Annotated in this window: 15 protein-coding genes; 2 read left to right on the forward strand and 13 right to left on the reverse strand. The window is 47.6% G+C overall.

Going from position 1 to position 14,243, the window contains the following annotated elements:
* A partial coding sequence (locus C7R94_RS21390; protein WP_146142814.1) for an LPXTG cell wall anchor domain-containing protein occupies positions 1–414 on the forward strand: 414 nt, incomplete at its 5' end.
* A 55-nt stretch (positions 415–469) separates the two neighbouring features.
* Here C7R94_RS21390 and C7R94_RS21395 read toward each other — a convergent pair.
* Entirely contained in the window at positions 470–1,420 is a 951-nt protein-coding gene (locus C7R94_RS21395; protein WP_106784464.1) for a lipase/acyltransferase domain-containing protein, read from the reverse strand.
* A gap of 241 nt (positions 1,421–1,661) precedes the next feature.
* On the opposite strand from C7R94_RS21395, the gene C7R94_RS21400 reads away from it, so the two are divergent.
* Entirely contained in the window at positions 1,662–3,284 is a 1,623-nt protein-coding gene (locus C7R94_RS21400) for a family 10 glycosylhydrolase (RefSeq protein ID WP_106784466.1), read from the forward strand.
* Positions 3,285–3,348: 64 nt separating this feature from the next.
* Here C7R94_RS21400 and C7R94_RS21405 read toward each other — a convergent pair whose 3' ends face one another.
* The 12 genes from C7R94_RS21405 to C7R94_RS21465 form a co-directional block, all read right to left on the reverse strand.
* Positions 3,349–4,314 carry an iron-hydroxamate ABC transporter substrate-binding protein gene (locus C7R94_RS21405; protein ID WP_106784468.1) on the reverse strand — a complete coding sequence of 322 codons (966 nt, stop codon included), beginning with the start codon at positions 4,312–4,314 and terminating at the stop codon, positions 3,349–3,351.
* Positions 4,315–4,573: 259 nt separating this feature from the next.
* Entirely contained in the window at positions 4,574–4,978 is a 405-nt protein-coding gene (locus C7R94_RS21410; protein WP_106784470.1) for a hypothetical protein, read from the reverse strand.
* Positions 4,979–5,209: 231 nt separating this feature from the next.
* Complete coding sequence (locus C7R94_RS21415) at positions 5,210–6,151, reverse strand: hypothetical protein (RefSeq protein WP_106784472.1); 942 nt, start codon at positions 6,149–6,151, stop codon at positions 5,210–5,212.
* Positions 6,120–6,707 (reverse strand): RNA polymerase sigma factor, encoded by a 588-nt coding sequence (locus tag C7R94_RS21420; protein WP_106784475.1) that lies wholly within the window; start codon positions 6,705–6,707, stop codon positions 6,120–6,122. Before C7R94_RS21420 ends, C7R94_RS21415 begins: the two co-directional genes overlap by 32 nt.
* Before the next feature lie 101 nt (positions 6,708–6,808).
* Positions 6,809–7,906, reverse strand: coding sequence for a nitric oxide synthase oxygenase (locus C7R94_RS21425; protein WP_106784477.1), 1,098 nt, complete (start codon positions 7,904–7,906; stop codon positions 6,809–6,811).
* 282 nt (positions 7,907–8,188) lie between these two features.
* Positions 8,189–8,491, reverse strand: a complete 303-nt coding sequence (locus C7R94_RS21435) for an NINE protein (protein ID WP_158264698.1) — start codon at positions 8,489–8,491, stop codon at positions 8,189–8,191.
* 142 nt (positions 8,492–8,633) lie between these two features.
* Positions 8,634–9,200 carry a glycerol-3-phosphate responsive antiterminator gene (locus C7R94_RS21440; protein ID WP_106784483.1) on the reverse strand — a complete coding sequence of 189 codons (567 nt, stop codon included), beginning with the start codon at positions 9,198–9,200 and terminating at the stop codon, positions 8,634–8,636.
* 1 nt (position 9,201) lies between these two features.
* The gene (locus tag C7R94_RS21445; protein ID WP_106784734.1) at positions 9,202–10,023 is read right to left on the reverse strand and encodes a sugar phosphate isomerase/epimerase family protein; all 822 of its coding nucleotides are present in this window, start codon (positions 10,021–10,023) and stop codon (positions 9,202–9,204) included.
* A gap of 18 nt (positions 10,024–10,041) precedes the next feature.
* The gene (locus C7R94_RS21450; protein ID WP_106784485.1) at positions 10,042–10,845 is read right to left on the reverse strand and encodes a carbohydrate ABC transporter permease; all 804 of its coding nucleotides are present in this window, start codon (positions 10,843–10,845) and stop codon (positions 10,042–10,044) included.
* A 13-nt stretch (positions 10,846–10,858) separates the two neighbouring features.
* A complete protein-coding gene (locus C7R94_RS21455; RefSeq protein WP_106784487.1) occupies positions 10,859–11,746 on the reverse strand; it encodes a carbohydrate ABC transporter permease in 888 nt (295 codons plus the stop codon).
* Between the two features lie 27 nt (positions 11,747–11,773).
* Positions 11,774–13,093 (reverse strand): ABC transporter substrate-binding protein, encoded by a 1,320-nt coding sequence (locus C7R94_RS21460; protein ID WP_106784489.1) that lies wholly within the window; start codon positions 13,091–13,093, stop codon positions 11,774–11,776.
* Positions 13,094–13,118: 25 nt separating this feature from the next.
* Positions 13,119–14,219: an ABC transporter ATP-binding protein gene (locus C7R94_RS21465; RefSeq protein ID WP_106784491.1), complete on the reverse strand. Its 1,101-nt coding sequence runs from the start codon at positions 14,217–14,219 to the stop codon at positions 13,119–13,121.
* Positions 14,220–14,243 lie beyond the last annotated feature (24 nt).

Raw genomic sequence — 14,243 nt, forward strand, 5'->3', positions numbered from 1 at the left:
CCGGATAAACCAGACAAACCAGATAAACCTAGCAAACCGGATCAACCTAGCAAACCGGATCAACCTAGCAAACCGGATCAACCTGGCAACCCAGACCAACCTGGTAACCCAGAGCAACCTGGTAACCCAGAGCAACCTGGTAACTCGGATCAACCGGGCACTCCTGATGCAAACAACAACACTACAAACCCCAACACTTCCGGGGAGTTGAATCAAACAGGAAATACGAGCAAACCGAACGATTCAGGAGCGGCCAATAACTCCAACGTTTTGGAAACCAGCAACGAATCTCCATCAACAGGTAAAGTATTGCCTCAGACTGGAGAACAAGCTAACCCACTCCCTATCGTTGCAGGTATCGTTTCGATCTTGATCGGTATTTCGATCATGTATCGTAGAAACAAGAAAGCGTAGCTCATCTAAAGGACCAAGTCCAGGGATCTCCCCGGCTTGGTCCTCTTTTTTCTCCCTACTCTAGCAATTGTCGGAGAAGCGGTTCACTTTTATAAAGAATCTCCAGATGTGTCGCCTCTACGTAATAACGCTCACCTTCCAGCGCGAATACACTGTTTGCCATGACACTCCCATCCCCAGCGTCACTATTGATCGAGCCAACTACTCTTCCATCGACCCATTTATCGGGAGACAGCGAAGGGACTGTTCGCAGGTAATGAATCGTTTCGTGTCCGATGCCAGCTACCAGCGTGACGCGAATATTGCGGGCTGCGATAATCCCCATCGTTGCGTTCAAGTAGTCCATGTATTGATTTTTCACGACCATCTGCCCATAAGGTACGAAGGCTTCTACCCCCTGGTTTTTCTCCAGCAAATAATCGCCATATGCTGCTGATGGAGTGAGATCAAGGAGACTGGGAAAATGTCTGTGAATAGCTTGTATACGATGAAAAGGGATGCTTTGCTCCAAATAGGCCAGATATACATTCATGTATAGCTCCACGACATTTCTTTTGGCAGACACGGAGCGCGGGAGCTTCCCTCCTGCCCAATAGCTGTAGGCGACAGGCGATCCTGCGTTGGGAGTCGCAAAAATGAGCAGCTGATCTACATCGTTTTGATAAAATTCGCTCTGGACATAGGCTCTAGCAACAAGGCCCCCCATGCTATGGCAAATGAGATTGACATAAGGCGAACCTGTCGTTTGCTTCGCTCGCTCGATGGCAGGCAGCAAAAAGCGCTCGGCTGAAATATCGATCTGCCTTCGCCAATCATAAAAGGCTACAAACAATTGTTCATTGAGGGGGTAACCCATTTTTCCAAGCAAACGGATAAATGGCTCGTAAGCGGTTCGGGCAAACCCGAAGCCCCAGTCACCAGTACCCGGAATAATTTGATCACTCATCGACCCAAACAGCCCCGGAACAAAAACAATCGGTGCCTTTGGCGCAAGAAAAGAACTCATGCTTGCACTCCTTTCCCTCTCTTTCGTCCCATGACCAGAAGGAAAACAACATATGCTTCTGCCTATGCCAGATCAGCTTGGGTGGTTCCCTTGCTTCGATGAGTCTCGTCTTTTTTTACCGAAATGGAGCGAATCGTGACAATTATCTTCCCACTTGAGCGTAACAAAGCGATATAATAAAGCGTCTAACGAATTGGCTAATGTATTAAGCAAATCTATACTTGTCGGAGGATTGGCAAAAATGAAGGTACGCAAGTGGTTTATGCTTTTGCTAATGTTCGTACTATGTATTCCAACGATGGGGATATCCGTGCAAGCCGCGCAGACATCCTCTGGCATCAGCATCTATTTGGACGGGCAACAAATCAAAAGTGACGTCGCTCCGTACATTGTTCCAAAAGCAGACGTAACGATGGTTCCCATGCGGGTGATCGGTGAAAATCTGGGTGCCGAAGTAAATTGGGATCCAAAGTCTCAAACCGCAACGATCAGTAAGCAAGATACCTTGTTGTCGCTGAAGGTTAATCAAAAGAACGCTCTTGTGAACAACAACAGCGTCCCACTCGATGCTTCGGTTCAGAACAAGCAAGGAAGAATTATGGTTCCGTTGCGTTTTGTCTCTGAGCAGTTGGGCCTTACGGTAAAATGGGAAGACAAAACAAGAACCATTCGCCTGCAAAGCGGCAACGTCGCTACCATGACTCCGCCACCACAGGATATATTGAGTGAAACTGGCGGAATGGAACCAGCCACACCTGTCGTGACAAATGGCGATTTGCGCGGGGTATGGATTTCTACGGTCTACAATTTGGACTGGCCATCTTCCGGTTCATACGGAAATCCAGCAAAGCAGCAACAAGAATACATACAGCTGCTCGATGAGCTGCAAGCCATGGGAATGAACGCTGCTTTCGTGCAGGTTCGTCCATCTGGAGATGCACTGTATCCATCTGCACTCACTCCATGGTCGAGATTTTTGACGGGAACTCCAGGGAAAGATCCTGGCTACGACCCGCTTGCCTTTATGGTAGAAGAAACGCATAGACGCGGGATGCAATTCCATGCTTGGTTCAACCCGTTCCGTGCCACTACAGATGCAAAAACAGACCAATTGCCAGCGAATCACGTGATCAAGCAGCATCCTGACTGGATTGTGAATGCCAATAAAAAGCTGTACATCAATCCGGGTATTCCGGCGGCACGTCAGCAAATTATCAATGAAGTAATGGAAGTCGTGCAGCGCTACGACATCGATGGTGTCCATCTGGATGACTATTTCTATCCTTCTAATGTCGCCTTTGCAGACGATGCAGCATTCAAAGCTTACAACAACAAAAAAATCGTGTCCAAAGCAGACTGGCGCCGCGATAATATCAATCAGTTTGTTCAACAATTGAATCAATCCATCAAGAGCGTCAAGCCTCACGTTCAGTTCGGGATCAGTCCATTCGGTGTATGGCGCAACAGCAACGTCGATCCGACCGGCTCCGATACAAAAGCTGGCGTTACTGCTTATGACCACATGTTTGCTGATGTGCGCACATGGATTCAGCAAGGGTGGATTGATTATGTGACTCCGCAAATTTATTGGAGCCTTTCCTTCGCCCCTGCCCAATACGACAAGCTCGTTACTTGGTGGGCAAACGAAGTACAGGGGACGAACGTCAAGCTTTACATCGGTCATTCCCCTTACAAGTTGGGAACGGCTGAAGCAGGCTGGCAAAGTGCCCAGGAGATTATCAACCAGTTGAATTACAACGCGATGGTTCCTCAGGTTCAGGGCAGCATTTTCTTTAGTGCCAAGGACTTGCGAAAAAATCCATTAGGTTTGCTCCCAGCTCTTAGCAGCTATTACAACCGCTAAATAAACAACCCCCGAACACTCGTAGCAGGGCATACTTGCTACATGTGTTTCGGGGGTTTTTCTTCTACGTTAACTTCTCTACAATGAGCTTGAATTGCGCTTCCAAGGAGATCGGGTCATTAAAATAGGAGCCTTTCCGATCAATCTGAAAAACCTTGTTATTTTTTACTGCCGACAAGCCTTTCCAAACGCTTGTACTGTATACACCCTCCGGATTGGCATCATCTCCGGACCATGCACTGGTAAAAATGTAGTCTCCCGCAAAGTCCGGCAGTGTTTCAAGCGAGACCTCCGCCCAGCCAGTATTGCTATCAATGGCTTCTTTTTGTACGGCATTCGGGGCCTTCAACCGGAATTCGCCGTAAATGATGTCTCCGCCCCTTCCGAAGTTGTGGCCAAACGCATAGATCCCCTTGGCGTATGGCTGCAGAATCGAAACGGTTTTATCTCCTACCGATGCTTGCACCTTAGGTTTTGCCTCAGCTATTTTCTTGTCCCACTCGGCAATCCACTCATTCGCCTTGTCTTCTCTTCCTGTCATTTTGCCAAACTCCCGCAATTCTTCACGGATTGGCTTCTTACCGTATTGAATCACTACCGTTGGAGCTATTTTGGTGAACTGCTCGATATTCTTATCCCCTTCAAACACAATCAATAAATCAGGATTCATCGCCAGTACTTTTTCTACCGATGTTCCGTCGCCCACGCTTTCGATACCGTCTAGCTTCCCTTTAAAATACGGGTTTTCCATAGCATGGTCCGTGATACCGATAGGCTTGATCCCCAGCGTCAGAAAATGTCCAACATAGCTGTCTGCAAGTATCACAGCCCGTTTTGTGTCCTTAGGTATTCTCACTGTGCCATTAAACGCCTCGTAGGTGATGTATTCATTGTCACTCTCATTACCTGGCTTTTCCTGCGCAGGTTGAGCAGTTGGATTGGCTGGTGTCTGTCCGCAGGCTGATAACATGCTGAGCATGACTATAATAAGGGCTATCATTATGATCTTGTCTAAGCCTGATTTCCTCATTCTCAAAAGAACCTCTCCTTCAACGGAATTTGAAATTGATAATCATTATCGGCAATTTTAGCATAAAGAGCTTGCTCTGCCCATCTTTTTCGTTCTCCGAGATGCCCTTTACAATCCATCACAAAAAAATGCCGCGAAGCATGTTCGCGACATTGGTAGCTTTATTTTTTCGGGGAGAGAACCCTTATTTTTTACACAAAAGGGGTGTTGAAACGGTGCATGGTGAGGCTATTTTACATGCGGCAGTTACCTTACCGGCTTATTTCGTTACTTTGTGAAGACCGAACAGCATGAGAACATCATTATCGCTCGTCTCATACTCTTTTACTTCACCTTTAAAGGAAGTTTCTTTGACAACGATCTTGCTGCCTGTCGCATTTGGTTTCATTTCAATCATATAGGAAGATAGATTAAGATCATCTGCCTTAATACCTAACTTCTCGGAGAGATCTTTAACCGTGGCCTTGTGCTCACCTATTTGACTGTCTTTAATGGTTACTGCCTGGCCATCCTTAGAAAAAACGAATGTAATCTTTAGGTCTAGGTTATTTCTTTCCTCTACGTTTACTTTTGCATCTGCTGTTGTGGTTGCATACGGTATAACAGTACCAATCACCCCAGTAAGTAACAATGCTGATGCAGTTGTCATCCATTTCTTTTTCATTGGTCTCGCTCCTTTTCATTTCCTTTTTATGTGCAAGTAATTCTCTTACTTGCTAAATCTAGGGTAAGAGGAAATGTTAAACAAAATCGTGGGGTAAAACTAAAATTTTCCTTAACTCAACGCGCATCCTCGTTTCTCCGAGTATACTCACCTGATTGAAGAATCTACTTATACAGGCAAAACCCCCGAATCAGTAGCAGAATTCAGGGGTTTCTATTTGTGAAGAAAGAGCTATTTGTTTTTCGGAACAACAGCATTGACGAACTCGCTGATCGTATCCTTATTCAATTTGTCTCCGTCTGTCGATACTTCGTACTGTAATTTCTTTCCGGAAGCCTCTGTTACCCAGACAATTCTTTTGCTAACCTGGTCTTTTCTAGCTTCTTCTGTATAAAGCACTTCAATTTTACCTACCTTTATTACCTCTTTGTTCTGATTATCCAGGTCAACTACATACGTTGTGTTACCCTCAACATCTTCGTAATTGGTGATGTTGAAATTTAAATAGCTTCCCGCTGAATCCTTGTATGTCGCATACATATAATCCAGCTCGTTCGTCCATTCCAAGGGCTGCATGACGAATTCTTTCTTTTCCTTTTCGGCCTGTTTATACAAAGCCTCTTTGTCATACTGGTTTTTGATATCATTCGCCAATTGAGCATCTAAGAAGGTAAAGCCTCCTGGCAATGTCTTTGGTACAACGATTCCTTCTCCCACTTTCTTTTGAACATCAGCCAGAGTGGTATACGAGAACGGGGTTGATACCGTGAAAACAAGCTTTTTCGGATTGTTTGCAACGATATACAGTGCTGCCGCAGTCCCCGGCTCAAGAGAATCCTCAATTTCCCAGCGTTTATTGTATAAAGCATCCGTTTCAGGATCGACCTCTTTCACAATTTTCGATTTCCCTTCATATTGCGATATATCCTTCTCCTGATACAGCACCTCACCTTGTGGGCTCTTTAACTGATAGTATTGAACAGCAGCATACCCCGACGAAATACTTGCGATTAATCCGATTGCAACCAAAATACTTACCTTATACTTCACAAAAAATCTCTCCTTCTCTCGTTTGATTTTTGTCATCACTTGATGGCTAATGTCAATCTCCTGAGGGATGCGCGGGTCGTTGAACAGCTCCTTAATACTCTCGTGCGATTTGTTTCGACTCATCGTGAGTTGACCCTCCCTTCCCTAAAGGAGAATAAGCGGATCGGAACTTCGATGCCGTACGCTCGAATTTTTTGCGCAGACTCGCAGCATTTTTGTTCATGATCAAGGAAATTTCCTCGTACGTCTTTTCTTCCACGCCTCGTAGCAAGAGAAGCGTTCTTTCCTCTACCGAGAGTGTCTGCATGGCAAGAAATACATCCTCACTAAAATAAACATTTTCAATATGCCGCTCGATGTCTGATTGAGACTCTTTGTCCTGCATCAAAAATGGCAACAATCTTGTCCATTTCCTTTTTCTGATGAGATCGATGCAGTGGTGATAGGCTATTTTATAAAGCCAAGCTGCGAACGGCATGATTGGACTGTATTTTTTCAAGCTGCGATAAGCCTTGAAGAAGACCTCCTGTGTGGCATCTTCCGCTTCGCATCGATTCCCCAAGATGTGATAGCAGTAGTGAAATATGGGGGTTTGGTAGCTTTTCATGATGATAGCGTAGCGGTCATCCGCTCCCTGAATGATCTCATCCACGAGTTCTCCTATCTGTTTCGTGTCCACTCTCTCCCTCCTTCCAACTGGTATAACGCACCATATCACCCTGCATGTGACATCGCGTGCAAAAAAAATGCCGCGAAGCATGTTCGCGACATTTGAAAGCCTTATTTATTTCCGAGCTCCGGCTTGTCCTGGTAAAAGAAATTCGGCGTATGGATTGAGTTGTCGTACAGACTGTGGAAAATGTGTGTAGCTGTTCCGGAGATCGGCGGAACCAGCCATGTCCAGTCACCAGTAACGGGTCGACCACATTTCTCTTCTCTTTCCTCAAATCGCTTGAATTGCTGGCTCGCCGTATGGTGATCGACAATCGATACTCCTTTTTCCTTGAAGGAATGCAGGACGGCTACATTCAGCTCGATGAGCGCTTTGTCTCTCCATAGTGTCGCTTCCCTGCTCGTATCGAGCCCCATGACCTCTGCGACCTTTGGTAGCATGTTATATCGCTCTTGATCGGCAAAATTGCGCGCACCGATCTCCGTTCCCATGTACCAGCCGTTAAAAGGCGCGGCCAAATAGTCGATACCGCCAATCTCCATGCGCATATTCGAAACAATGGGTACCCCATACCATTGCAATTTCATATCAGCAAATCCCGGCAAATCGGGATGCACGATCGGCACCTCCAAGACCAGCTCTTGAGGAATCTCAAAAAACTGCGGCGTCCGATCTCCAATTTGCACGACAAGCGGCAAAACGTCGTAGTTTGTGCCTTTCCCTTGCCATCCCAAGCTCTCACATAGCTTCGTCAACGAAAGCGAAATCGGGTCACCCAGTATGCCGTACTCTGTCTCGTATCCCGCGTAGCGAATCAGTTGGTCATTCCAGATGCGCATGGGAGCTCTGCCTGCTACAGAAGGTGCAAATACCGTGATGGTCGGGCGAATTTTCCCGTCATTGGTGGCAAAGTCGATGTGTCGGAGCAAGGCCTGCGCCATCTCTTCTTCTGTTTCGACTTGCCGCTCATCTATTACTATTAACGATTCCCAAAAGAATCGCCCAATACATCGATTACTATTGCGCCAAGCCATTTTCGCTCCGTGACGAAGCTCTTCGGCTGTATGCTCATAGTATCCCTGCTGATGAATCATCTGTCGCACTTCTTGCAGCCGTTGCTCGGTTTCGTCAGGTGTCTTGTCCAGTTCACGATAGCATGTCCGGATAAAATGCTCTGCTGCTTCCATCAGTTGAATTGGTTCCATATTACCCTCTTTTCACGCTGAAGGGTGTCACTTCGCTGTTATTTTCTTCATCGTAGAATTTTGTTACCTACATTATAAAATTACTCTTGTGTGATTACCAATCATGTAGGCATTTGGACACATATCTGTAAGAAACATGAATGGATGGCAAACCAGATAAAATAGTAGGCGGACATCCAGCTTTGCTGAACAAATCAACAAATATGTGTGTCCACTTTGGGCTGTTCAAGGTTGAGGATGCGCAGTCCTAACGAAAATAAAAAGAGCGCCTTAGCGCCCTCCTTAAACCGATAAGATTTTTCCGGCGATCTCTTTCGCCTTTCTTTCGTTGTGACGGCGAACCCGTCCAGATAAAAGGAATAATTCTACGATAGAAATAATAAGAGGAATGTACGTCCAGCATAAAAGGGTATAAACAATGCCGAGGACTACGCGGTTCATATAATAGTGATGCGCTCCAAGACCACCAAGGAACAGACAGAGGAGAATAGCTGTCGTGGAGTTTTTCTGGACTTTACCGTACTCGGACTGGAAAATCATTTTTTGATCCATTGTCATGTTTTTCTGGATGAGGATTGTTTCCATAATGTAAAATTTCTCCCTCATGCTATATAATGTAAAAATTTAATAACGCAATAATACTACCCCTTTTATTACCTGTAAAGGAAAATAGAGTAGCACAGGCTACATACAAAAAAGACAGGTGCTTTCACACCCGCCCATTCTCCTAAACAGTCATATGATTCCACATCTCCGACTTACTCAACGAAACAGCATCTGCTCCAGCCTTCAATGCTTCGTTGACCTGTTCCATATTCCAAATCAACCCGCCCAAAATAATCGGCTGCGACAAATGCTCCTTGATATACGAAATAATAGACGGCGCTATCCCCGGCATGATTTCAATCGCATCCGGCTGGTTTTCCAAGACGTTTTTGATGGTCGTCGAAAGAGAGGTCGAATCGATTAAAAAGACTCGCTGGATCGTCAGCATCCCTTCCTTTTTGGCCGCGCGAATCATCGGTCCTTTGGTAGTGACAATGCCCGTTGGCTGGATATAGGTGGACAAGAATCGAAAAGCCTCTTTGTCATTGGACAAGCCATTCATGAGGTCTGTGTGCAAAAAAATTGGTTTGCTCGACTTACGGATGGTTTCTGCTTCCTCCATCAGCTTGGTCAGCTTTCCGTACATCAAAAGGATCGCGCAAGCTCGGGACGCCATCGCCTCTCCCAGACGATCCTGTTCGGTTGCCGCAATCACCGGATTCGTTTTTAAAATCGTTTGCATGTCCATGTTATTTGCCTCCTGCCCTCAGTAGCCGTTCCACACTTACCTCAGCCCAGCCAAGCTGCTTTGTCTCTACAACCCAATGACCCGCAGATCCATTGTCTTTTAAAAGGGACAGGATAGGCTCGAACGGGATCGTTCCTTCCCCCACTGCCAAATGATCGTCGAGCTTGCCAAAGTTATCACTCAGGTGAAGAGCGGACAAATAAGGAAGCACCTTCTGCAATGCATCGATCGCATATCCCGGACGAATCAAATGAGCGTGGCCCACGTCGTACACGATCCCCACACGAGAGGAATTTACATGACGGCATATATGCACGAGATCCTCAACGTTCCACCCCAGCACTTTTGGATAAGGGGGAACATTCTCGACCGTCAGTATGGTTCTACTCTCTGCGGACAGCTCGGAGGTCAACACATGAAGTACCTGACTCACATTTTCCACACCTCTGGCACGCTCTGTCTCCGCGAGTCGGTCTTCTACCTCCCCCGCATGCATCACGACGTGCGTGCAGTCGAGAAAGCTGGCAATCTCCAGGCAACGCTTCATCTTGTCCAACGTTTGATCCCGGGTTGGTCCTGCGTCCGCCGCCAGATTGCAGCCGCTAATCGGCGCATGAATCGACCAGGCAATCCCTCTCTCGGCTCCCAGCTGCTTCAACTCTTTCAGCTGCTCCCACGACCAGTCCAAGAGGTCGGCATGATTCTCTTCACACATAATCTCGATGCCCTTCCAATCATGCTGCAAAAGCTGAAAGATAGCATCACGCAAGGACAGATCAAATAACGCATAGGTGGATACGGCAAACGAGCTTTTGTCTCTCATCATTCATGACCCTCCCTCTTATTTCACGCCGGAGTGGATGAAGCTGTTGATAAATTGCCGCTGGAACAACAAAAATGCCAGCAACAACGGAAAAATCACCATGACCGTCGCTGCACTTACCTCGGCCCACTGCGCCCCCGTCTCAAACGATTGGGCAAAAATCGCCAGACCGACCGTCAACGGACGATTTTCCACGGAATTCGTAATAATCAGCGGCCACATGAAGTTGTTCCAATGGTAGCTGACCGAGACCAAACCAAACGCAATATAGGTCGGCTTCGCTAACGGAACGTACACCCGCCACAAAATCTGGAACCAGGAGCAGCCTTCCATCCGTGCCGCCTCCTCCAGCTCGTGCGGGATTGTCTTGAAGGTTTGTCGTAACAGAAAGACCCCGAAGGCAGACGCGAAATACGGCAGCATAATGCCGATTTTGGTATCCAGCAAAGACAAGTCACGCAGGACGTTGTAGTTGGGGAAAATCAAAATATCTGCCGGAACCATGAGCTGGACCAGGAACAGGACAAACAGCACATCCTTTCCCCAAAATTGCAGCTTCGCAAAGGCATAGGCTGCCAGTGTAGCCGTAATCATTTGCGCCACCAAAATACCGGTCACGATCAAAAAGGTATTGATATAGTACTGGTCAAAGGGCGCTGCGTCCCACACCTTCGCAAAGTTGTCGAGTGTAAAATTTGCACTGAGCGACCACGAAGTCGCCAGCTCCCTCGGGCGAAAGGAAGTCCAGACCGCCCAGAGCAAAGGAAACAGCCAGAGAACGGCCAAGCCGTACATGCCAACCGTTGTGATTTTGCGAAGCATCTGCCATCCCCCCTTAGTTGTAGTGAATCTTTTTATCCATACCAAAAAACTGAAAAGCAGCGACTAACAAGAGCAGCACGACCATGACAATCGTCAATGCCGAGGCCATTCCTTGATCCCAGAAAGAAAACGCCGTCTCGTATATGTAGTACAACAAGAGATTGCTGGCATTATCCGGTCCGCCTTTGGTCATGATCACTAAATGGTCTACCAGCTTGAAAGAGTTGGTGAAGGCGATAATACTGACAAACATCGTCGTTGGCATAAGCAACGGAAAGGTAATGCGGCGAAAAACCGTCCACGACGATGCCCCTTCCATGGAGGCGGATTCGTATAGCTCCTGTGAAATGTTTTGCAGTCCCGCCAAATAAAAGATCATGAAATAGCCCGCTTCCTTCCAAATGACCATGAAGATCATCGCCCACATCACATTGTTCTGATCGCCGAGCCAGTTCATGTCGCCTTTTCCGAACCACTCCATCACATGACTAAGTGCTCCGTACTCCGGTGTGTAAATAAACAGCCAGATGTTCGCCACGGCAATCATCGGAACAACTGTCGGGTAAAAATAAGCCGTGCGGATAAAACTCTTCCCTCGTAATGCCTTATTGGCGAACAGAGCCATACCCAGCGCGAGAGCCACACTCGTCGGCACCGTTCCGATGGCAAACCAGATATTATTGGTCAGCACCTTCCAAAACACTTCATCTTCCACCATTTGTTTATAATTATCTATCCCGTTAAAAAACGGCTCTGGAGAACCCAGATCCGCTTGATGAAAGCTGAGTATGAACGTTTGTATAACCGGATAGAAGGTAAACAGCAGCAGGAAGATGAGGGAGGGAAGGAGCAAGAGCCAGGCGTACATGTTCACTTTCCATTTTGCGCGTAGTTCCCCCATTGTCGCTCCCCCATTGCCTTGCTTGATTTATTTATTGAACGGCGCCAGCATCTTGTCCGCTTCTTCCTGCGCTTTTTTCAATGCTTCCACAGGCTCGGATTGGCCCGTGATTACAGATTGCAGCGTGTCGTTCAAGAGCTTTGTCACTTTGCCGTTATTGTGTGTAGACAGCTCAGCATGACCGTATTCCAGCTGGTCGCGAGCCACCGCTGCTGCCGGGAAGTCCTTGACGTATTGCTTCATCGTCTCTTCTTCGTAAGCAGATTTGCGTGTCGCAACATAACCCGTATCGACACTCCACTGAGCAGCGCGCTTAGGCTCGGTCATAAAGCGAATGAACTTCCATGCCGCTGCCTGTTTCTTTTCATCCGTTCCTTTGAACATGTAGAAGTTGCCGCCACCTGTCGGGCTGCCGTAGTTCTTTTTCGCTGGCAAAAACGCTACGCCAAAATCAAACTTCGCGCTTTTCTTCACGTTCGTCAGGTTGCCTGTCGTATGGAACATCATCGCCGTTTTTCCTTCCAAGAAATCAGAAGGTACAGTCGCCCATTCGTTGACGCCTTCAGGCATGACTTGATGCTTTTTGGACAAATCTACCCAAAATTGCAGAGCTTCTACATTTTCTGGCGTATCCAGGAACACTTTTTTCCCATCTTCGGACATCAAGTTCTTCCCGTTTTGCAGGGCCAGCGCTTGGAACATCCAATAAGTGAAGCTCGAGGAAGGAATCTCGACGCCGTAGCGTCCGTCCTTTTTCAATTTGGCTGCGTACGAAACCAGCTCGTCCCAGGATGTCGGCGGTTTTTCCGGATCAAGGCCGACTTCCTTGAACGCGTCCTTGTTGTAATAAAGCACGATCGTGCTGCGTTGAAATGGAATGCTGTATGTCTTGCCGTCTACTTGGGAATTCGCCAAAAAGCCTGGGAAGAAATCATTTACGTATTCGCTGCCGCCATCCTTGGCAATGAAGTCATCCAACGGCAGGATTGCATCCATGTCCATCATCGTATGTAGCTCAGTGGAGAGCATCACCGCTACGTCGGGAGGAGTTTTGCCCTGTACAGCTGCCTGTACTTTTGTCGTTGTATCCTGATAGCTGCCCGTATAAACTGGCTTGACTGTGATATCTGGGTTTTCTTTGTTAAATTCCTCTGCCATTCCATCCACGATCTTGGTCAATGGTCCGCCAACCGCAACCGGATAATAGAAGGACAGCTCTGTTTTGCCTGATGAATTGGCTCCTTGCGCCGCCGCGTTGTTCGTGGACGAAGAATTGCCACTGGAGCACCCTGTGATCAGACTCATACCCATGACGACCGCAAACAAGCTTTTGACAACTTTACGCATCGCAGTACCTCTCCCTTTTCTTTTCTCAATTGGTCGTAACCGCTAGATTTTTTCCGGTTTCTCCATCAAACACGTTCACCTGAGCTGGATCAAAACGAACATGCATGGTTTCGCCTCTTTTGCAGTGCCATTGCCCGTTCCATTTGGCCTTCCACAGCTTGTCTCCCACGGTGAATTCCACAATGGTCTCAGAACCGAGTATCTCTACTCCCTGTACAGTGACAGGGAACTGGCAGGAAACATCGACAGATTGCCCTTCAAGGGCGGGCTGCAATGACTCTGGACGCAGACCGAGAACGACCGGGGTCTGGTCCTTGATACCGTGAAACATAGGAAGCGGCAAAAAATGCTGACCTTCCAACACAATCCCTGCCTGATCTCCTGCCTGCCAAATGGTAGGTACCGTATTCATCGGGGGTGCCCCCGTAAACTCCGCCACGAATAAATTCGCTGGATGGTTGTACACGTCGAGAGGTTTTCCAACTTGCTGAACCTCTCCGTCGCGCAGGACCATCATGCGGTCTGCCATCGTCATCGCTTCCACCTGATCGTGCGTAACGTAAATCATCGTGATGCCCAGCTCTTGCTGCAAGCGACGGATTTCCGTACGCATGTGCCCGCGCAGCTTGGCATCCAGATTGGATAACGGCTCGTCCATCAGGCAGATAGGGTGCTGACTGACGATAGCCCGTCCGAGTGCAACACGCTGTCGTTGTCCCCCGGATAATTCCTTCGGCTTGCGCTGCAAAAGATGCGCGATGCCCAGCATCTCTGCTACACGCTCCAACCGCTTGCCCTGCTCTGCTTTGTCTACTTTTCGAACCTGCAAGCCAAACAAAATATTATCTTTTACCGTCAAATGCGGATAAAGTGCGTAATTTTGAAACACCATGGAGATGTTTCGCTCGCTCGGAGGGACTTGGTTCATCGGCTTGCCGCCAATCAACAGCTCTCCCGTGCTGATCTCCTCCAGCCCGGCAATCATGCGCAGTGTGGTTGATTTCCCACAACCAGAAGGCCCTACCAGCACGAAAAATTCTCCTGGCAGAATACGAGCGCTCACTTCATTGACTACCTTCTGGCCTCCATACATCTTGGAAATGCGCCGCAATTCCACTTCAGCCACGACTTTCCCCCCTGAACCTCTCGC

This window comes from Brevibacillus sp. NRRL NRS-603 (assembly GCF_003013445.1).
Lineage (GTDB): Bacteria > Bacillota > Bacilli > Brevibacillales > Brevibacillaceae > Brevibacillus > Brevibacillus formosus.

Bases quoted from the DNA above. Each gene is read 5' to 3' on its own strand.
- C7R94_RS21440 (WP_106784483.1), bottom strand. From the start codon at position 9,200: ATGGACATGCAAACGATTTTAAAAACGAATCCGGTGATTGCGGCAACC.
- C7R94_RS21445 (WP_106784734.1), bottom strand. From the start codon at position 10,023: ATGAGAGACAAAAGCTCGTTTGCCGTATCCACCTATGCGTTATTTGAT.
- C7R94_RS21400 (WP_106784466.1), top strand. From the start codon at position 1,662: ATGAAGGTACGCAAGTGGTTTATGCTTTTGCTAATGTTCGTACTATGT.
- C7R94_RS21415 (WP_106784472.1), bottom strand. From the start codon at position 6,151: ATGAGTCGAAACAAATCGCACGAGAGTATTAAGGAGCTGTTCAACGAC.
- C7R94_RS21455 (WP_106784487.1), bottom strand. From the start codon at position 11,746: ATGGGGGAACTACGCGCAAAATGGAAAGTGAACATGTACGCCTGGCTC.
- C7R94_RS21395 (WP_106784464.1), bottom strand. From the start codon at position 1,420: ATGAGTTCTTTTCTTGCGCCAAAGGCACCGATTGTTTTTGTTCCGGGG.
- C7R94_RS21405 (WP_106784468.1), bottom strand. From the start codon at position 4,314: ATGAGGAAATCAGGCTTAGACAAGATCATAATGATAGCCCTTATTATA.
- C7R94_RS21425 (WP_106784477.1), bottom strand. From the start codon at position 7,906: ATGGAACCAATTCAACTGATGGAAGCAGCAGAGCATTTTATCCGGACA.
- C7R94_RS21460 (WP_106784489.1), bottom strand. From the start codon at position 13,093: ATGCGTAAAGTTGTCAAAAGCTTGTTTGCGGTCGTCATGGGTATGAGT.
- C7R94_RS21435 (WP_158264698.1), bottom strand. From the start codon at position 8,491: ATGGAAACAATCCTCATCCAGAAAAACATGACAATGGATCAAAAAATG.
- C7R94_RS21450 (WP_106784485.1), bottom strand. From the start codon at position 10,845: ATGCTTCGCAAAATCACAACGGTTGGCATGTACGGCTTGGCCGTTCTC.
- C7R94_RS21410 (WP_106784470.1), bottom strand. From the start codon at position 4,978: ATGAAAAAGAAATGGATGACAACTGCATCAGCATTGTTACTTACTGGG.